This window comes from Pseudarthrobacter sp. J1763, from assembly GCF_050490295.1.
In the GTDB taxonomy this organism is placed as follows: domain Bacteria; phylum Actinomycetota; class Actinomycetes; order Actinomycetales; family Micrococcaceae; genus JBNPEO01.
Window position 1 is genome coordinate 217,338 of the sequence record NZ_JBNPEN010000002.1, and the last position, 18,789, is coordinate 236,126.

An 18,789-nucleotide genomic window follows, 5' to 3' on the forward strand; every position below is an offset into this window, starting at 1 on the left:
ATGCAGTGCAGATCATTGCGCCAAAGGCCGCCCCTATAGCTGCGTCCCGGTCCGAAGCTGCATGCCCGAGAGTCTAGAGTGTGGAATGCGGCAAACCAAGTTATGGGTGTCAGCTTAAACGCACACGTGCCGCCACCCTAAGGGGTAGCGGCACGTGCTGGAGTCAGCAGGTTTTAGACCTCGTCAGCCAATGTTCCTAAGTACAACTGGATGACCTTCGGGTCCTTCATCAGTTCCCGGCCGGTCCCTGTGTACGCGTCCTTGCCCTGGTCCAGAACATACCCGCGGTCACAGATCTGCAGGCAGCGGCGAGCGTTTTGTTCCACCATAATTACTGATACACCTGCACGGTTGATCTCGTGAACCCGCAAGAACGTCTCATCCTGTTTGACGGGGGAGAGGCCGGCAGAGGGCTCGTCGAGCAACAGCACAGCGGGGTCCATCATCAAAGCACGGCCCATCGCCACCATCTGCCGTTCACCACCGGACAAGGAACCAGCACGCTGGGCCCGGCGCTTGGCGAGTTCAGGGAACAAACCTGCCACAAAGTCGAAGCGTTCCTTAAAGTCCTTGGGGCGCTGGAACATACCCATCTGCAGGTTCTCTTCAATGGTCAGAGCAGCAAAAACATTGTTGGTCTGCGGCACAAAGCCAACGCCCTGGGAAACCAGCTTGTTCGCTTTGAGCCCGGTGAGGTCCTTACCGCGGACCACCACTGACCCGGAGTGGACCTTGACCAGACCAAACATGGCCTTCAATAGCGTGGACTTACCGGCACCATTGGGGCCGATGATTCCGATCAGTTCACCCTTGCGGGCCTCGATGCTGCAACCGTTGAGGATGTTAACTCCCGGTAAGTAGCCAGCCACCAAGTCGGTGACTTTAACTACTGAATCGGTGTCATTGTTCTGGGGTGCCGCTGCCGCGGCAGTGCTTGTGGCGCTCATTTCTCGTCCTTCTCAGTGAGTCCACCCTTGACTGCCTCTGGTGCAATCAAACCAGCGGCATCGGTACCAACGATTGATTCGTCGTCGGCCTCAAGAACGTTCTCAAGTTCCTTGATACCTTCGGCGTCACCCAAGTCCACGTCGTGGTGAGCACCGAGGTAAGCATCAATAACCGCCTGGTTTTTCATGACCTCGTTGGGTGGGCCTTCAGCAACAACTTTGCCTTCAGCCATCACCACAACCCAGTCGGCAATGTGGCGGACCATGTGCATGTCATGCTCAACAAAGAGCACTGTCATACCTTCGGCCTTGAGGTTCTTGATGTGATCCAAAAGAGACTGGGTCAAGGCGGGGTTCACACCAGCCATGGGCTCATCCAACATCACGAGCTTGGGCTCTGTCATCAAGGAACGGGCCATTTCAAGAAGCTTGCGCTGACCGCCGGAAAGCGAAGCAGCGTAGTCATCTTTTTTGGCGTCCAGTTTGAACTTCTCCAGCAACACCTGAGCCTGAGCGGTGATTTCCTTCTCGCGGCCGCCCCACAAGTTCCTAAAGAGCGCGTGCGTGAGGCGCTCGCCGGACTGGCGCGCACCGCCCAGACGCATGTTCTCCATAACTGTCAGCTTGCCCATAACTTTGGTGAGCTGGAAGGTCCGGACCATGCCCATCCGGGCCACCTTGTAGGAGGAAACCCCTGCGAGGTCCTGTCCCTCAAACTGCCACTTGCCGGTGTTAGGGATGTCGAAACCCGTGAGCAAGTTAAAGAGGGTGGTTTTACCGGCGCCGTTGGGACCAATCAACGCAGTAATCTTGTGGCGTGGAATCTCCAAGTACTCCACATCAACGGCATTAATGCCGCCAAAGCTGCGTGAGACGTTCTCTGCCACCACAATTGGATCCCGTTTTTTGCAGCCGGGCGCAACTTCGCCTACTGCGATGGGCCGGTCATCGGTCATGTAGTCGATGTCAGTATCTCCGGCGTTCTGTGCCGCTTGAGTACTCATGCGAACGCGAGCTCCTTCTTATTGCCGAACACGCCTTGAGGCCTAAAGATCATCAGAAGCATCAGGGCAACACCCACCATGATGTAGCGCAGCTGACCTGCTTGAGTAGTGGAGAGCCAAGTAACAGCACCTGACTCAACCAGCCCGGAGAGAATGCCTTGGGTGAGTGAGAGCACCACCCAGAAGATCATGGCACCAATCACCGGGCCCAGAACCGTGGCCATACCACCCAGCAGCAAACAGGTCCACAGGAAGAACGTGAGATCGGTGGCGTAGTTGGCCGGCTGAACTGCGCCGCGGGGCAGCGTAAAGATCATGCCCGCGAGTGCGCCAAGCACACCACCAATCACCAAGGCCTGCATTTTGTACGCGTAGACGTTTTTACCGAGCGAACGCACAGCGTTCTCATCCTCACGGATGCCCTTCAGTACACGGCCCCAGGGGCTGCGCATCAGGAGCCAAACCAGCACACAAGCCAGGATCACTACAATCCAGGCCACAACACGGATAAAGAAGTCGCGGTTGTTCATCCCGAAGTACTCACCTTCAGGGAAGGGGTTCATGGCGTAGAACCCGCCTTCAAAGGCCGCCAGACCGTTGGCCGAACCGGTGACGGCGGTCAACTGATTGGTGGTGACGATGTAGCGAACAATTTCAGCCGCGGCAATTGTCACAATGGCCAGATAGTCTGCACGAAGCCGAAGCGTCGGGATACCTAGAAGTAGGGCGAACAACGCCGAGCAGGCTACTGCGATCAGCAGGCCCACAAAGAAATTCACGTGGAAGCTCAAAGTGGAGATAGCGAAGCCATAAGCACCCACGGCCATAAAACCGGCTTGGCCGAAGTTCAATAGTCCTGAGTAGCCAAAGTGTACGGCGAGACCCAAAGCGGCAAGCGCGTAAGCGGCCGTTGTGGGGCTGAATATTTCACCCGCGGCGCTGGAAAAAATAAATCCGAAGTCCATTTGTTTCTCCTAACCCACACGCTCGCGCCGGCCCAAGATGCCTTGGGGACGGAACAAAAGAACAACGATCATGATGAATAGGGCACCCACGTATTTCAGGTCAGCTGCCAGTCCGAAGACTGTGGTGAGCTCAACGAAGATACCCACTACTACCGAACCTATGAGTGCACCAAAGACGGTACCCAGGCCACCGAGTGTTACACCGGCGAAGATGAGTAGCAGGATTTGCTGGCCCATGTCGAACGTGACTCCCGGGCGGTAATAAGCCCACAGGATGCCGCCGAGTGAAGCAAGGATGCCGCCGGTGACCCAGACAATGCGGATCACCCCGTCTACGTCAATTCCCGAGGCTGCTGCGAGTGCCGGGTTGTCAGCCACTGCGCGAGTTGCTTTACCGAGTCGCGTTTTGAGCAGGACAATTCCGACGATGGCAATGACAACGGCGCTGATCAGCAAGGACCAGAGGTTGTTGGGGGAGATGGAGATCGGGCCCAGCTGAATGTCAGCGCTCTGCGCGAATGGGAGTTGCTGGGTTGCGCCACCAAAGAAGAACAAGATGGTGTAGCGCACGGCCAGTGCTAGGCCGATGCTAACGATCATCATGGGCACCAAACCAGTGCCCCGTCGTCGTAGTGGTTTCCACAATGCTGCATCTTGCACGTAGCCGAAGAGGCCGCCACCCACGATTGCCAGAAGAATCGCGAGCCAGAACGGCATCCCGATGGCGTTGAAGGCAAAGACCAGCACAGCACCCATGGTGACCATTTCACTGTGCGCAAAGTTGGTCAGGCCAGTGGTGCCGAAAATGAGCGAAAGTCCAACTGCGGCCAAAGCGAGCAGCAAGCCAAAACTCAGGCCCGCCACCAAGCGGTTGAGCAGATTCTGGCCGAAGTCCTGTTGTTGAACCACAATTCCTTTACCAAAAGCAAAGATGGTTCCTTGGTTTGAGGTCTCGGTGAACGTGATGGTCCGAGGGTTTTGCTGACCGTCTGCCAGTTTGATGCTCTCGGGCAATGAGGCCTCATCAAGAGTTACTTCGTAGCTACCCTTGCTTGGCACTCCAATTTCCCAGGCGCCGTTCGCAGCAGAGGTGGCTGAACCTTCAAAGCCTTGCCCCTTGGCGGTGATCTTGACTCCTTCAAGGGGTTTGCCCTCGTTGCGAAGGAATCCACTAATGCTGTTCACGAAGTTTTCTGGGCTGGGTGATGGCGAGGGTGTGGCGGCAGTAGCTGCTGGCGCGAATGCGATCATCAGGGCAATAACGGCTGTGATCATCGATCCGACGGCGGATAGCCGTGCGCCGAGCCGTCGACGTGACGGGTTACTCGGTGTAGGTCTCAAGTCCAAACCTCCGCATGGGGGTCCTGGCCGCCAAAGATTGGCGGCGAAATGGAAGAAAGTGCATCTGCGCGGCCGCTTTCGGGGAGTTGCCGTTGTGATGTGGATCACCAGTTGTGTGCCCATGTTACAGCGCGTATGTTCCAAAAAGATGCTGGTATTGGCCTCCGTTGATTGCGAGGCGGTAACAACATGTCCGGATTCGGGGAGATTCGGTCGGCGAAGCATCACACTGGGAACTAATCGCACGTGTTGATCGTGAGAGTTGATAGCGTGAACTAACACTCGCCCCCTTAGTAGGAGGACAATTTTTATGGCCGCCGGTGGTAACCCGATCTTCAACGGCAAGCAGTTTAATGGCGCACTTAAGACGCCGCCCGCAGTACCCAATGGCTACAACCAGCCGTATAACCCTGGGATGCAGCAGGGGCAGTTGAGTCAAGAGCAACTCCAAGACATGTATAACCGTCCCGCCGCTGGTCCTGCGCAGACCGGCCGGATGAGCTACGACGACGTCATCATGAAGACGCTCGCGTGCTTGGGATTCGTTCTTGTTGGCGCAGCCATTACGTTGGTCTTGGCGCCGCAATCCTTGCAGATGCCGCTGATGGTGCTTGGCGCCATTGGTGGATTTGTGTTGGCGATGGTCAACACCTTTAAGAAGCAGCCGTCACCGGCCCTGATCCTCGCCTATGCATTCCTAGAGGGTTTGTTCCTGGGCGGTATCACCAAGGTTCTGGACCTTGCTTACCCGGGTGTTGGCCTGCAGGCAGTTATTGGAACGCTTGCAGTCTTTGGCGTTACCCTTTTGCTTTTCAAAAATGGCAAGGTACGTGCCACCCCCAAGGCTATGCGCTTCTTTATGATCGCCATGGCTGGCTATGCACTCTTTAGCTTGGTGAACCTAGGCCTGATGCTCTTTGGGGTAGTCAATGACCCGTGGGGCCTGCGCACGAGCGTGGAAATCTTTGGTATCCCGCTCGGAGTTTTGGTGGGTCTGCTGGCAGTTGGCTTGGCTGCGTTCTCGCTCATTATGGATTTCACCAACATTGAAGCTGGCGTCCGCAACGGTGCCCCGGCTCGCTTTGCTTGGACTGCGGCATTCGGCCTGACTGTCACCCTCGTGTGGCTTTACGTCGAGATCCTGCGGATCCTCTCGATCTTGCGCGGCAACGACTAATCCAGGGCCGCCGCAAAGTACAAAAGGGAAGGGCACCAACCGTTTGGTTGGTGCCCTTCCCTTTTGTTGGGTGGACGCGCGCTTAGCGGTTGCGCTGTGCGCCAGCCGCCGGAGTCACAGTGAAGATGTCCGGTAGCGTAAATCCCGCTTCGGCAAAGGCCTGTACGACGGCGGTACGTACCTTTTCTTCTTCACCCGCCGGGGTGAGGGCAATCGCTGCCCCGCCAAAACCGCCGCCAGTCATCCGTGAACCAATAGCGCCGTTGGAACGCGCCGTGTCCACAGCAAGATCTAGTTCGGGGCAGGAAATTTCGAAGTCGTCCCGCATGGAAACGTGACTGGCATCCAGTAGGGCGCCGATCGCCGTCGGGCCTTCTGCCCTCAGTTTTTCAACGGTGCGCAGTACACGATCGTTTTCGGTGACCACGTGGCGCACCCGCCGGAAGGTCACGTCATCGAGCTTGGACTGTGCCTCATCCAGAGCCGAGACGTCCAGATCGCGAAGCGCTGGGACGCCCATCACTCGGGCGCCTTCCTCGCATGCGGCGCGGCGGGAGGCGTAACCACCGTCGGCATGTGAGTGGGCAACTTTGGTGTCGATGACAAGCATCACCAGGCCTGCCGGTGAAGCTTCAAAGGGGACTAGCTCAACGTGCTGATCGCGGCAGTCCAAAAACACCGCATGGCCTTCTGCTCCGCGCAGAGATGCTGACTGGTCCATAATTCCTGTGGGAGCGCCCACAAAGTCATTTTCGGCACGTTGAGTGGTTAGCACCATTTCCTCTGCGGTCAGGCCTGCACCCGTGAGGTCATTGAGAGCCGTGATGGTGGCGCATTCAATCGCGTGGGAAGAGGACAGCCCGGCACCCAGCGGAACTGTGGAGTCCAAGAGCAGATCAAAGCCCGGAACATTGATGCCACGCTGTTGCAAAGCCCACACAACACCGAGCGGGTATTTGGTCCAACCGTGAGCTTCGCCCGGCTCCAAACCATCCAGCGGAGCTTGGGTGACCCCCTGATCGCCGTAGGTGGACAGTAAGCGAATGACGTTGTCGTCACGGCGCCGAACTGCAACACGGGCCACCTTGTCGATAGCGAACGGCAGCACAAATCCCTCGTTGTAATCGGTGTGCTCGCCAATCAGGTTGACTCGGCCTGGTGCTTGCCATAGACCATCCGGTGCAGTACCGAAGACGGCCTCGAATTCGCGCACAAGGCTCTCATCATTGAAGTTCTCTACCAAAACTAGGCACCCTTCTGTGCTGCTGTGCGGGGCTCGGTGGGTGCGTTGCGCAAGGCCTCTGCAACGCTTTCCGGGGTTGTGTCGTTGATAAACGCGCCCATGGCGGCCTCGGAGCCGGCCAGGAACTTCAGTTTGTCTGCAGCGCGGCGCGGGGAGGTTAATTGCAAGTGGAAGTAGCTCGCAGGGCGGAAGTGATTGTCTACTGGAGCTTGATGCCAAGCAGCAATGTACGGTGTGGGGGTGGGGTAGAGGTTGTCTACCTTGCCCAGAAGCTGCAGGTACAAGGAAGTGAGCTCGTCCTTTTCTTCACCGTTTAGACCAGCGAAGTCTGCGACTTGCCGGTGTGGTGCCAAATGGACCTCCAGGGGCCAACGGGCGGCGAAGGGAACGTAGGCGCTGAAGTGTTCGCCTTCGAGGATGATCCGGGAACCGTCGTTACGTTCTTGGCGCAAAATGGAACCGGTGAGCGTCTCCCGCCCATCGGAGTCGTCATAAAATTTCCGCGCCGCTTTGGCGAGTACTTCTCCGCGCGGGGTGATGTACGGGTAGGCGTAAATCTGACCGTGCGGGTGGTGGAGTGTGACGCCGATGTCGGCGCCACGATTTTCAAAGGGGAACACCTGCTTGATGCCGGGCAGTGCTGACAGGGCAGCTGTCCGCTGTGACCAAGCTTCCACCACGGTTCGAGCACGCTCGTGACTCAGCCCGCCGAAGGAACCAGTGTGTTCTGGGGTGAAAGTGACAACCTCACAGCGACCAAAAGCGGTTCCACGGGTGCCCCATGCAGGCGCCTGTGGGATCTCGCCTTGATCTGGGCCCAGGGAAGGGAAGCGGTTCTCAAAGACGACAACCTCGTAGTCCGGAGCCGGAATTTCGGTTGCATTGTTGGGGGTGGTGGGGCAGATGGGGCACTGATCTGCTGGTGGCAAGTGTGTGCGGCTCTGCCGGTGTGCGGCGACGGCAACCCACTCGCCGCTCAGGGCGTCAAAACGAACCTCACCCGGCTTACTCCGGGCGCCGAGGTCCCGAAGGTCTGGGTAATTTCGATCGGCACCGGGCGCAGCGTCAAAGTAAATCAGCTCCCGGCCATCGGCCATACGAGTGCTGGTAATCGAAGTCATAAGCGGCCTTAGCGAGACGGCGGAACCATGTGGAGCTCCCAACAACGCGAGTGCATCACAGAACCGCAATGAGCAGAAACGAATAATTTCTAACAAAATATAACATTTTGTTTCCTTTGTAACCACGTATTTCTCGAAGGAGAGCCCATGGGCTTCGGGCTAACACGGTACGGTATAGCCATGCATGAGGGTAACGATCCAACCGAATCCAGCACCAGCAGCGAGGCTGCTCACGTGCGCCGTTTTGCCACTGGCCGCCAGTTTGAGCTGCGCCGCGGCGAAGAGCTCGCGGTTATTGCCGAGCTCGGCGCGAGCCTGCGGCTCTATAGCAAAAACGGTGTACAGCTCACTGAGACTTACGCCGACGACGAGATCCCGCCTGGTGCCAGCGGTGTGACGTTAGCACCTTGGGCCAATCGGGTAGATGGCGGCGTCTGGTTGCTCAACGGCAAAAAGCAGCAGCTGGATATCACCGAAGTTTCTCGCAACAATGCGAGCCATGGCCTCTTGCGCAATGCCGGATATTCGCTCGTTGAGGAAAGCGAGCACTCTGTCACTCTCGAAGCAACGGTGTTCCCTCAACATGGTTACCCTTTTTTGGTTCGCCACCGCGTGCAGTACGCATTGGCAGCCGAGGGTGGGCTGGAAGTTCAGCAAACACTGATCAACGACACCCCTGACCCTGCTCCAGTGGTCTTGGGTTCTCACCCCTATTTGCGCCTAGGAGATGTGGATCCGTCAACCGTGACCTTGACCGTCCCCGGCGCAACCCGCTTGGTGGCTGACGAGCGATTGATTCCCCGCAGCTCCGAATCCGTTTCAGGTGACTTTGATCTTCGCGCAGGAAAGGTCGTCGGGGAGCTGGATATTGATGTGGCCATCACCGACCTGGAGTTCACAAATGGGCGCGCAGTGTCCACGCTGGCTGATCCCGCTGGACGCACCGTCTCGCTCTGGCAAGACGAAACATGCCAGTACGTGCATATATATGTCACCAACGGATTCCCCGGACGGACTTTCGCTGTTGCCGTTGAACCCATGACAGGTCCTGCAAATGCTTTCAATTCAGGCGAAGGGCTCAACTGGGTTGCCGCTGGCGCACAGTTCTCCATGACGTGGGGAATTCAGGCTCAGCTGTAGTGTCGGCGATCAAAAACCGCTAGTACAGAATGGACGTCATTTCGCGTTGAGCGCTCGCTGGTGAACTATTAACGTATGACGCAGTTGGAATCTTTACCGCCAAACAGTAACGGCCTGTCCACAGGCCCACTAAAGCACACGGCTCAGGATGTCCCGAACGCGGTTCGTATCGCGGCCTCTTGGGCATGGCGTATCGGCCTGATCATTATTGTGAGTGGGGGATTGATTTGGCTCTTAAGTCAGATCTCACTCCTCGTTATTCCCGTCATGGTTGCTGCGCTGCTCTCTGCGCTGTTGAGCCCTGTCACCAACTGGCTCACCACTAAGGTCAAACGGCGGGGCATCGCCACTGCTCTGACGATAGTGGGATTTGTAGTGCTGATCGTCGGAGCCTTGGCTTTAGTGGGACGCCAACTCACCGTCGGTTTCCACGACTTGTGGGCTGAGGCCCTTCATGGAGTGCAGCAAATCCAAACGTGGCTCCAAGATGGCCCCTTGCACCTGACAGCGGATCAGATCGATAAGTACATTCAGGATGCAAGCAACGCACTCCAAAACAACAGCAACTCGATTGTCAGCGGCGCACTCACCTTTGGTAGCAGTGCCGGTCACTTTGCTGCAGGCTTATTGATTGCCCTCTTTGTCCTGATCTTTTTCTTGCTAGAAGGCTCCAAAATTTGGGCTTTTTTGGTGGGCCTGATGCCGCGCCAAGCACGTGCCGCCACTGATGGTGCAGGACATAAGGGCTGGGTTTCACTCGGTAGCTATGTTCGCATCCAGATGTTTGTTGCTGCAGTGGACGCCCTAGGTATTGGGGTAGGTGCTGCCATTATCCAAGTGCCCCTTGCGCTGCCACTGGCCGTCCTGGTTTTCCTTGGCTCCTTTATCCCCGTGGTGGGCGCCTTGGTCACCGGTGCCGTCGCCGTGTTGTTGGCACTCGTTGCCAACGGACCGGTAAATGCGCTGATTATGTTGATCATTGTGCTGGCCGTGCAGCAACTCGAAAGCCACATCCTCCAACCACTCGTGATGGGCAAAGCTGTTTCCCTGCACCCGGTAGGCGTCATCCTGGCAGTAGCCGCCGGTTCCTACTTGGCCGGGATCCCCGGTGCGCTGTTCTCGGTGCCGCTGCTCGCCGTCGTAAATTCAGCTGTGCGTTACATCGCCGCACGGCAGTGGGAGAAAGACGCCGTTGCTGCCAGTGAAGCAAAACAGCCGAGTGCCCTAAAAATTGGAGACGATTCGATTACCAGCGAGACCGCAGCTTCAGGGAGCCCCGAATGACTTTAGATCTTTCATCGTTGCAAGTGACCTTGGCGGATGTGCTCAAGGCTCAAGAACTCCTGGACGGCATTGTCACCCGTACGCCAGTTGAATCCTCCCGCGCCCTAGGCCGCATTACCGGGGGCGAGGTCTATTTCAAGTGTGAGAACCTTCAGCGTGCTGGTTCCTTCAAAGTCCGTGGCGCCTACGTTCGGATGGCCAGGCTCTCCGAAGATGAAAAAAAGCGCGGAGTGGTGGCAGCCTCAGCCGGTAACCACGCTCAAGGTGTGGCAGTCGCGGCCAAGTCATTGGGCATCAAGGCCCGTATCTACATGCCGATGGGTGTTGCCCTGCCCAAGCTGGCGGCAACTCGCAGCCACGGTGCTGAAGTAGTCCTCCACGGGCACAACGTGGATGAGGCGCTCGCCGAGGCACAACGCTTCGCAGACCAGAGCGGCGCAGTGTTTGTTCATCCCTTCGACAACGTGGACGTTGTTGCAGGCCAAGGAACCGTGGGCTTGGAAGTTCTAGACCAAGTACCCAACGTGGACACAGTTCTTATGGGTGTTGGTGGCGGTGGTCTGCTGGCCGGTGTGGCGGTGGCCATCAAGAGCCGTGCCCGCGAATTGGGCCGCGAAATCCGAATTATCGGTGTCCAGGCAGAGAACGCCGCAGCCTACCCGCCATCCTTGGCTGCCGACGCCTTGGTGCCGCTCAAAAAGGTTTCCACCATGGCTGACGGTATTGCAGTAGGCCGCCCCGGACAGCTGCCGTTCAGCATCATCCGGGAGCTGGTTGATGACGTGGTCACGGTGAGCGAAGACTCACTGGCTAGGGCGCTGATCTTTTTGCTTGAACGGGCCAAAATGGTTGTTGAACCCGCCGGTGCCGTGGGTGTGGCAGCGTTGATGGACGGCAAGATTGAGAACCCTGGAACTACTGCAGTGATCCTCTCAGGCGGCAACATTGACCCGATGTTGATGCTCAAAGTGATCCAGCGTGGTCTCTCAGCAGCCGGCCGGTTTATGACCATTCGGATGATGCTCGATGACAGGCCCGGATCCTTGGCAACCATTGCACGCATCATCGCCGAGAACGACGCCAACGTCACAGGACTGGACCACACACGCGTGGGTGGCTCGATTTCCATGGGCGACGTCTCCATCACGGTGAACCTCGAAACCAAGGGGCATGAACACTCCGAGGTAGTTCTGAACGCCCTGCGAGCAGAAGGGTTCCAACCGATCGTGGTGGGCTAGCACCAAAACACGCTTAAAGCACGACGCCGGGCCCCAACAATCGGGGCCCGGCGTCTTGCGTTTGGACTACTAAATTTGTTTAGCCCACAAACGGCTGTTTAGCCGACAAACGGCTTGGCAGAAACAATCTCTACAGTGATTTCCTTGCCGTTAGGGGCGACGTAGGAAAGGGTGTCACCCTGCTTGTGGCCAATGATGGCTGCACCCAGCGGGGACTTTTCCGAGAACACATCGAGGTCAGAGTCGCCAGCAATTTCACGCGAACCCAAAAGGAAGGTCTCTTCGTCGCCAGCAATCTTGGCAACAACAATCATGCCTTGCTCCACGATTCCGTCATCGGCCGGGGTATCGCCAACCTGAGCATCACGCAACAGTGCGGTGAGCTGACGGATCCGGGCCTCGATCTTGCCTTGCTCTTCTTTGGCGGCGTGGTAGCCACCGTTTTCTTTCAGGTCACCCTCTTGGCGCGCAGCTTCGATCTTCTGAACAATCTCAGCACGGCCGGCGCCGGAAAGGTGCTCCAGCTCAGCCGTGAGGCGATCGAACGCTTCCTGGGTAAGCCAAGCCGCTTGGGCGTTGTTGGTCGTTGACACGGAGAACTCCTCTTAGGGACTAACAAGCAAAGACCCCGCCGTGGTTGGCCATTCAAAATTCGCTGAGAAACAATCTCAAGCGGTTTCGGTAGCCAGCCCAGCGGGGCAAAGGTATCCCTACAGTGTAGGCAATCGCTTGGATAAACCCAAGCTAGATGCAATCTTTGTCACTTTCGCAGCAAGCCAGCCGGGCGGGAATTTAGCCTTTGTTACTAATCCAGCACTGATCAACCACACCGGAAACGGCGGGTGACTCGGTGCGGACACCCACGCGTGTAATGGTGGTCCGGCCGCCGTCAGACCCCACATCGGTGCCATTGGGTCCCAGCTCAACAACCTTCCAGCCCACTACAGCAAAGCTCGAGTCGAGAGCCTTGATGGCGCACTGGGCTGTGGCTTGAGGGTCTTTGGTGACTTGGAATTCCACCTCGGTCTGGGTGGGGTCATTTGCCGTGTAACTGATATCTTTGCTTGAAACTGGGGCCACAGCTGAACTTGTAGCAACCCAGGCCATAAACAACACACCCAAGATCACTGCGATCATGATGATGAATTTGCGGGACTTTGCAGTTAACCCGGCTAGCCCGCGCTTGGGGGAGCCGTAGCGATTGGCTAGGCTGGTAGCTGCTGGGTTGGTCAAAACCGGGTCTTCTTGCGTCGTCACCACACCAGCTTAGTTTGCCTTCCACAAAGCTAAGACCGCCGATGCCACACGGCCCGGCGCCTGTACCCCGAGGAGTCGTCTGTTATGACGCCGTCCAGCAGCGCTAAAATCATCGGACCCAAGAGTGGGTTCCGGCTTCTGGCTGTCCACGCCCACCCGGACGATGAGTCAAGCAAGGGTGCAGCGATGATGGCCATGTACGCTGCCGCAGGGGCCGAAGTTCTTGTTGCCACATGCACCGATGGTTCGCGCGGAGACATTCAGAACCCGGCCATGGAATCAGACCCACACCCCAAACGGGACATGGCTGGTGCGCGCCGGACCGAAATGGCCAATGCTGCTGCAGCACTAGGAATTTCACAGCGCTGGCTGGGATTTGTGGACTCCGGCCTGCCCGAAGGGGATCCCCTGCCTCCGCTGCCCGTGGGAAGTTTTGCCGTTCAACCACTCGAACGCGCGGCCGCACCTTTGGTGCAATTGGTGCGCTCTTTCAAACCGCACGTGATCATCTCTTACGACGAGAACGGCGGCTATCCTCACCCTGACCACATCATGGCGCACAAGGTGGCGGTGGAGGCCTATCATGCAGCCGGTGACGCGCAGAAGTACCCGGGCTTGGGGGAACCATGGGCGCCGTTCAAGTTGTACTACGACCGCGCTTTTAGCCCCGAACGATTCCGTGCCCTGCACTTCGCCTTGGAGGATGCAGGATTGCAGTCGCCCTACGCGGAACGGTTAGCAGCGTGGCTCGAGACGGATTCCGACGGCCACATGCCTCCGGCCCCGTCTCACCCCACGACTACTCAAATCGACTGCGGCGACTTCTTTGAACAGCGCGACAGCGCGCTCCGGGCTCACCGCACGCAGATTGACCCAGAGGGTTTCTTCTTTGCTGTTTCCCCAGAAATGCAGCGCCGCGCATGGCCGTGGGAAGACTACTCTTTGATCCACGCGCGTGTGGATACCCAAGTACCCGAAACTGACTTCTTCGCTGGTATTACCCCGCAGGCCTGAGAACTTTCTATCCCGCGTAGAATAGTCTCCAGCGGACCCGCTGCCTACAGAAGGTTTTTTTAGTGCATAACTTGCTTGTGTTTTTGGCTACGAACACTCCGACGCCTAGCCCCTCCGGCACTCTGCGACCGGGGCTCTCGGAAGACCAAGTGACACCTGGTCTGCTCGGGTTTTTGCTGACAGCCTTTATTGTGATCCTCACAACGTTCCTGATCGTAGACATGGTGAAGCGCATTCGTAGAGTGCGGTACCGCGGTGAAGTGCAAGAGGCACGCGAAGCAGAGTTGCGTGGTGAACAAGACGCTGCTGCCAGCGAATTGGGTGAATCGCCGTCGTCCCTTAAGGATCCTCAGGCGTAAGTCGCAGGGCCGTCCAGCTCAAGAGCGCTTAGCTGAGCACTGCGAGCATAATTGCCACGCAGTGGGCTGCGAAGCCTAGGACCGTCAGCGCGTGAAAGAGCTCGTGGAAGCCAAAGTGGTGGAAGCTGATGTTGGGTTTTTTCATGGCATAGAACACCGCCCCGAGAATGTAGAACGCACCGCCAACGCAGATCAAAATGGCGCTGGCCGGTTTCACGGCAAAAAAGTCTGGGATGTAGAAGAGTGCGCCGCAGCCTAGAGCAATGTAGATGGGGACGTAGAGCCAACGCGGTGCTCCCAGCCATAGGAGCCGGAACAAAACGCCCAGGATGGCACCGCCCCAGATGAGCCACAGCAACAACACTGCCTTGGGCCGTTCCAGCAGCGCCCAAGCCAGCGGGGTGTAGCTCCCGGCGATGACTAGCATGATGTTGGTGTGATCGATCCGTTTGAGAATCTTTTTCACCGGTGGGGTCCAATTTCCGCGGTGGTACACGGCGCTCACACCAAAGAGCAGCACACCGGTGACGGCATAGACGGCGGAGGCAACCTTGAGATCCGTCCTCGGTGCCAGAACCACCAGCACTATTCCGGCGATCAACGCTAAAGGTGCCGCCACGGTATGGATCCAGCCGCGCCACTTGGGTTTGATCATCAGCAGTTCAGCCAAAGTGAGGGCCGTGGCATCGAGAGGCTTATTGGCGTCCGTTACTGGAACTGATTCGGCAGGTAAGTTTTGGCTGTTTTTTTCTGCGCTACTCACTCTCTTAGAATAACCTACGTTTGGGTAAGTTACCGATGAGTAGTCGAGCGGTGGCCGCTCCTGCGGGTAGCCTATATTCAGGATCAGCCCCAAGAATTTTCTGAGGGGCAGCAGCTCAGCCAAAAATCCAGAAAGTCAGGTGCGCGCCGGATGGAACTGCCCGGATTTCTCTATAGCTTTTACGAGCGCAGACTCCTCCGGTCTCTCCCCGCGGACAGAATTCCGAACCACATTGGTGTGATGGTGGACGGTAATCGACGCTGGGCGCGTCAGTTCAATGCGCCCACCAGCCAAGGTCATCAGGCCGGTGCGGACAAAATCCACGAATTCCTCGGCTGGTGCGAAGAGCTCGGCGTCAAAGTAGTCACGCTCTACATGCTCTCTACGGACAACATGAGCCGCTCCTCTGAGGAACTCGATGAGCTGATGGGCATCATCGCCACCACCTTGGACCGCCTGGACCAAGACGCGAACATTTCTGTCCACGCCATGGGTGCCCCGGAACTTTTGCCGGACTACCTTGCCGAAAGACTCAACCGCTTGACGGCTCGAACACCAGCCCGGGAAGCCCTCCACGTCAATGTTGCAGTCGGCTACGGTGGCCGGCGAGAGATTGTGGACGCTGTTAAAGAACTTCTCCACGATGCTGTAGAGCGCAAAATCGATATCCTCGAGCTGGCTGATTCCCTGAGTGTTGATGACATTTCAAAGTTCTTATATACCCGCGGTCAGCCGGACCCGGACTTAGTGATCAGAACCTCGGGCGAACAAAGGCTCTCCGGGTTTTTGATGTGGCAAAGCGCGTATAGCGAGTTCTACTTTTGTGAGGCGTTGTGGCCAGCCTTCCGCAAAGTTGATTTTCTACGTGCTCTGCGTGACTATGCGGGCCGCCAACGACGATTTGGCTCCTAAACATTGGAACAGCATCACCGAACAGAGATCGTTTTAGCAGCAGTGCTGGCCTGTTTGGCTGGCTATGTTGATGCCTTGGGCTTTATACACATGGGCGGGTACTTCGTCTCATTTATGAGCGGAAACTCCACTCGCGCCGGTGCCATGTTGGCTGGGGGTTCATGGCTTGGTTTCGGCTTGGCGATTGGCCTGGTAGCAGCATTTTTGACTGGCGTTGTGGGCGGCTCACTAGTGCGCCGAGCCGTGCCCCGCCGCAAACGTATGGTGATCCTTTTGTGTATTGCGGCGATTTTGGCACTGGCCGCAGCCTTCCACACTTTTGACGCGCCGCCGCTTCTGATAGCGCTGATCCCACCGATGATGGCCCTAGCGATGGGCACCGAGAATGTGGTTTTTGAGCGCGACGGCGAAGTCAGCATTGGTCTGACCTACATGACCGGGACACTCGTGAAAATGGGGCAGAGAATTGCGGCCAGGCTCAGTGGAGAAAAAGGCCGAGGCTGGGTCCGCTACCTCTATTTGTGGCTGGCTCTGACGGCTGGTTCCATTCTGGGCGGCCTTGCCTATGGAGCGGCGGGGCTGAATTCCCTGTGGTTCGCGGTTCTGGCCATGCTGATCGCGGCCTGGGGAGAGAAATTCATTCGCGTCCGTTCACCACAAATTCACACGAGCGAAACGTAACTCACTGAGTACGAATACCGCGATTTTTTCTTTCGAGCCATACCTTAGGAATATCGGCAGACACCAACGTCAGCTGATCGGGGAGGCCAACGATGGAGCGAATGATCGCACCAAAGATTGTTGAGGCCGCGTCCGGCCTCATGGCCGAGCCGCCTCACCAATAACAAATCCGGGTGTGAGCCCGGGGCTGGAGTCGATGTGGCTATTTCTGAAGTGCAGCCTGAAGCAGGACTAGAACAGGGCAAGAAAGCTACCTCTCGCGCCAAGCGAGGCACCACCAAGCGTCAGAACGGAACCGGTACGGCCAACGAGGCTGTGACCGGTTCTTTGTTTTCTCAAAAGCAATCCTCAGCGGGGGCACAAGCCGCCGTGGCTGCTCGTAGCTACGTTATAGACACATCGGTGTTGCTCTCGGATCCGAGAGCGCTGCTGAGGTTCGCCGAGCATGAAGTGATTGTGCCGATTGTTGTTATCACTGAACTGGAATCCAAACGCCATGATCCGGAGCTGGGCTACTTTGCTCGCAAAGCGCTCCGGCTCCTAGATGATCTTCGGGTGGAACACGGCGGACTCAATAAGGCGATCCCTCTCGGGGAAGAGGGCGGATCGCTGCGCGTTGAGTTGAACCACATTTCGGCTGAGGTGTTGCCAGCTGGTTTCCGGGGCGGTGACAATGACAGCCGCATTTTGGCGGTTGCCAAGAACCTAGCCAACGAGGGCCGGAACGTCACTGTAGTGTCCAAGGACCTTCCTATGCGCGTCAAAGCCTCGGCTATGGGACTGCTCGCCGAGGAATACCGCAATGAGCTCGTGAAGGACTCTGGCTGGACCGGCATGGCAGAAATTGATGCCAACGAGGATGAAATCGCCACCTTGTACGGCCACGAACCGGCGTTTATTCCAGCTGCGGCAGAGATGCCAGTGAACACCGGACTGGTTTTGCTTTCCAACCGCGGCTCGGCCCTTGGCCGGGTGGGTGCTGACAAGCAGGTACGGCTGGTCAAGGGGGACAGAGACGTGTTCGGTCTGCACGGCCGCTCTGCTGAACAGCGTCTGGCGATCGACATGCTGATGGACCCAGAAGTGGGCATTGTTTCTATTGGTGGCCGTGCGGGTACAGGTAAGTCGGCATTGGCCCTGTGTGCTGGCCTCGAAGCGGTCCTGGAACGCCGAGAGCACCGCAAAGTTGTGGTGTTCCGTCCGCTCTACGCAGTAGGCGGCCAAGAGCTGGGTTACTTGCCCGGCTCTGAGTCCGAGAAGATGAACCCCTGGGCTCAAGCCGTGTTCGACACCTTGGGTGCGCTTGTATCCCAGGAAGTGGTGGAAGAAGTGATGGACCGCGGAATGCTTGAAGTCCTTCCCCTAACGCACATCCGCGGCCGCTCGCTTCATGATTCGTTTGTGATCGTTGACGAGGCTCAGTCACTGGAGAAGAACGTCCTTTTGACGGTGATGAGCCGGATTGGGCAAAACTCCAAGATTGTCCTTACCCACGATGTCGCCCAGCGCGACAACCTCCGCGTGGGCCGGCATGACGGTGTTGCAGCAGTGGTGGAGACACTCAAGGGGCACCCGCTCTTTGGGCACATCACCCTGACCCGCTCCGAGCGCTCGCCGATTGCAGCTCTGGTCACGGAGCTTCTTGAAGGCGCTGAGATTTAGCGAGTTTCTGCAGGGTTGATGAATGTTGCGAATGCCTTATGCCCTTGAACTTTGAGCGTCCAGTCCGGGCGAACAAAGTTCTTGGGTGTAAGGATGACGCGCTGGACTTGGCTGAACTTGCCCTTTTCCCAGCTGTCACGAAAAGTTCCATTGAGCCCGTAGCCCAGCGCTTTGGAGACCCCGAGCGAGGAAGCGTTCCACGCTGCAGCCTCGGATTCGGCCGCCTCTGCTTTGAGGTAATCAAAGGCATAACTAACGACGGCGGCACGCATCTCTTTGCCAAGCCCTTGGCCTTGTGCGGATTGGCTGAGCCACGATCCTGTGCTGACAGTGCGCAGTGTGTCAAAGTCTTTGGCGCCGATGTCCTGGCAACCAATAAGTCTTCCTTCGAACCAGATGCCCAACAAGAGGGTCCACGATTCCGGACGCATTCCTGCGCGGCACTGCCAATGCCATTTGGCCATGTTGGGGCCGAGTTCTTCCGGTGGCACTTGGGTCCACGGGCTACTAAAGGGCATAGCATCCGGTGCGTGAATTCCACTCAGCGCCGCATCAAACGCAGCGGGCAAGTCCTCATCGCGAATCACACGCAGAGTGAGGCGAGGCGTTTCGAGTTGTAATTGGTAAGGTGGCCAAAGCTCGGTCAGGGAAGTCATTGAAGGATCCTACCGGGCGTCCGTC

The 18,789-nt window shown here is 57.4% G+C and carries 19 protein-coding genes; 9 read left to right on the forward strand and 10 right to left on the reverse strand.

The genetic code is table 11. The features are described from left to right. Positions 1–173: 173 nt before the first annotated feature. Genes ACQQCD_RS03000 through ACQQCD_RS03015 form a run of 4 tightly spaced genes read right to left on the reverse strand, consistent with a single transcriptional unit; the run spans position 174 to position 4,191 of the window. Complete coding sequence (locus tag ACQQCD_RS03000) at positions 174–947, reverse strand: ABC transporter ATP-binding protein (RefSeq protein WP_430266914.1); 774 nt, start codon at positions 945–947, stop codon at positions 174–176. Further along, positions 944–1,951, reverse strand: coding sequence for an ABC transporter ATP-binding protein (locus ACQQCD_RS03005; protein ID WP_430266915.1), 1,008 nt, complete (start codon positions 1,949–1,951; stop codon positions 944–946). Before ACQQCD_RS03005 ends, ACQQCD_RS03000 begins: the two co-directional genes overlap by 4 nt. Beyond that, complete coding sequence (locus ACQQCD_RS03010) at positions 1,948–2,916, reverse strand: branched-chain amino acid ABC transporter permease (protein WP_430266916.1); 969 nt, start codon at positions 2,914–2,916, stop codon at positions 1,948–1,950. The genes ACQQCD_RS03005 and ACQQCD_RS03010 overlap by 4 nt, the downstream gene beginning before the upstream one ends. A 9-nt stretch (positions 2,917–2,925) precedes the next feature. Further along, a complete protein-coding gene (locus ACQQCD_RS03015; protein WP_430267030.1) occupies positions 2,926–4,191 on the reverse strand; it encodes a branched-chain amino acid ABC transporter permease in 1,266 nt (421 codons plus the stop codon). Between the two features lie 376 nt (positions 4,192–4,567). Between ACQQCD_RS03015 and ACQQCD_RS03020 the strand changes: the two genes are divergently transcribed. Beyond that, positions 4,568–5,434, forward strand: a complete 867-nt coding sequence (locus ACQQCD_RS03020; RefSeq protein WP_430266917.1) for a Bax inhibitor-1/YccA family protein — start codon at positions 4,568–4,570, stop codon at positions 5,432–5,434. Between the two features lie 82 nt (positions 5,435–5,516). Here the strand turns inward: ACQQCD_RS03020 and galK are convergent, their stop codons facing one another. Both galK and galT read right to left on the reverse strand, forming a co-directional pair. Then, entirely contained in the window at positions 5,517–6,677 is a 1,161-nt protein-coding gene (galK, locus tag ACQQCD_RS03025) for a galactokinase (RefSeq protein WP_430266918.1), read from the reverse strand. Between the two features lie 2 nt (positions 6,678–6,679). Continuing rightward, positions 6,680–7,798 (reverse strand): galactose-1-phosphate uridylyltransferase, encoded by a 1,119-nt coding sequence (gene galT, locus ACQQCD_RS03030; protein ID WP_430266919.1) that lies wholly within the window; start codon positions 7,796–7,798, stop codon positions 6,680–6,682. A gap of 147 nt (positions 7,799–7,945) precedes the next feature. On the opposite strand from galT, the gene ACQQCD_RS03035 reads away from it, so the two are divergent. The 3 genes from ACQQCD_RS03035 (at position 7,946) to ilvA (ending at position 11,460) form a co-directional block, all read left to right on the forward strand. After that, positions 7,946–8,938 (forward strand): aldose 1-epimerase family protein, encoded by a 993-nt coding sequence (locus ACQQCD_RS03035; RefSeq protein ID WP_430266920.1) that lies wholly within the window; start codon positions 7,946–7,948, stop codon positions 8,936–8,938. Between the two features lie 75 nt (positions 8,939–9,013). Then, positions 9,014–10,222: an AI-2E family transporter gene (locus ACQQCD_RS03040; RefSeq protein WP_430266921.1), complete on the forward strand. Its 1,209-nt coding sequence runs from the start codon at positions 9,014–9,016 to the stop codon at positions 10,220–10,222. After that, positions 10,219–11,460, forward strand: a complete 1,242-nt coding sequence (gene ilvA / locus ACQQCD_RS03045) for a threonine ammonia-lyase (protein WP_430266922.1) — start codon at positions 10,219–10,221, stop codon at positions 11,458–11,460. Before ACQQCD_RS03040 ends, ilvA begins: the two co-directional genes overlap by 4 nt. A gap of 98 nt (positions 11,461–11,558) precedes the next feature. Here ilvA and greA read toward each other — a convergent pair whose 3' ends face one another. Both greA and ACQQCD_RS03055 read right to left on the reverse strand, forming a co-directional pair. Next, on the reverse strand, positions 11,559–12,053 hold the full coding sequence (gene greA / locus ACQQCD_RS03050; RefSeq protein ID WP_430266923.1) for a transcription elongation factor GreA: 495 nt from the start codon (positions 12,051–12,053) through the stop codon (positions 11,559–11,561). Positions 12,054–12,252: 199 nt separating this feature from the next. Continuing rightward, positions 12,253–12,717: a DUF4307 domain-containing protein gene (locus tag ACQQCD_RS03055; protein ID WP_430266924.1), complete on the reverse strand. Its 465-nt coding sequence runs from the start codon at positions 12,715–12,717 to the stop codon at positions 12,253–12,255. Positions 12,718–12,801: 84 nt separating this feature from the next. Between ACQQCD_RS03055 and mca the strand changes: the two genes are divergently transcribed. Together mca and ACQQCD_RS03065 are read left to right on the forward strand one after the other, a co-directional pair. Next, a complete protein-coding gene (gene mca / locus ACQQCD_RS03060; protein ID WP_430266925.1) occupies positions 12,802–13,731 on the forward strand; it encodes a mycothiol conjugate amidase Mca in 930 nt (309 codons plus the stop codon). A gap of 62 nt (positions 13,732–13,793) precedes the next feature. After that, on the forward strand, positions 13,794–14,090 hold the full coding sequence (locus tag ACQQCD_RS03065) for a hypothetical protein (protein WP_430266926.1): 297 nt from the start codon (positions 13,794–13,796) through the stop codon (positions 14,088–14,090). Between the two features lie 28 nt (positions 14,091–14,118). On the opposite strand, the gene trhA is transcribed toward ACQQCD_RS03065, so the two are convergent. Then, entirely contained in the window at positions 14,119–14,745 is a 627-nt protein-coding gene (gene trhA / locus ACQQCD_RS03070) for a PAQR family membrane homeostasis protein TrhA (protein ID WP_430267031.1), read from the reverse strand. 258 nt (positions 14,746–15,003) lie between these two features. Here trhA and ACQQCD_RS03075 point away from each other — a divergent pair, with 258 nt between their 5' ends. The 3 genes from ACQQCD_RS03075 (at position 15,004) to ACQQCD_RS03085 (ending at position 18,108) form a co-directional block, all read left to right on the forward strand. After that, positions 15,004–15,765, forward strand: coding sequence for an isoprenyl transferase (locus ACQQCD_RS03075; protein ID WP_430266927.1), 762 nt, complete (start codon positions 15,004–15,006; stop codon positions 15,763–15,765). Between the two features lie 3 nt (positions 15,766–15,768). Next, entirely contained in the window at positions 15,769–16,446 is a 678-nt protein-coding gene (locus tag ACQQCD_RS03080; RefSeq protein ID WP_430266928.1) for a YoaK family protein, read from the forward strand. Between the two features lie 327 nt (positions 16,447–16,773). Next, positions 16,774–18,108: a PhoH family protein gene (locus ACQQCD_RS03085; RefSeq protein ID WP_430267032.1), complete on the forward strand. Its 1,335-nt coding sequence runs from the start codon at positions 16,774–16,776 to the stop codon at positions 18,106–18,108. Here ACQQCD_RS03085 and ACQQCD_RS03090 read toward each other — a convergent pair. Beyond that, positions 18,105–18,764 carry a GNAT family N-acetyltransferase gene (locus ACQQCD_RS03090; RefSeq protein ID WP_430266929.1) on the reverse strand — a complete coding sequence of 220 codons (660 nt, stop codon included), beginning with the start codon at positions 18,762–18,764 and terminating at the stop codon, positions 18,105–18,107. The two genes, ACQQCD_RS03085 and ACQQCD_RS03090, sit on opposite strands and share 4 nt — an antisense overlap. Positions 18,765–18,789 lie beyond the last annotated feature (25 nt).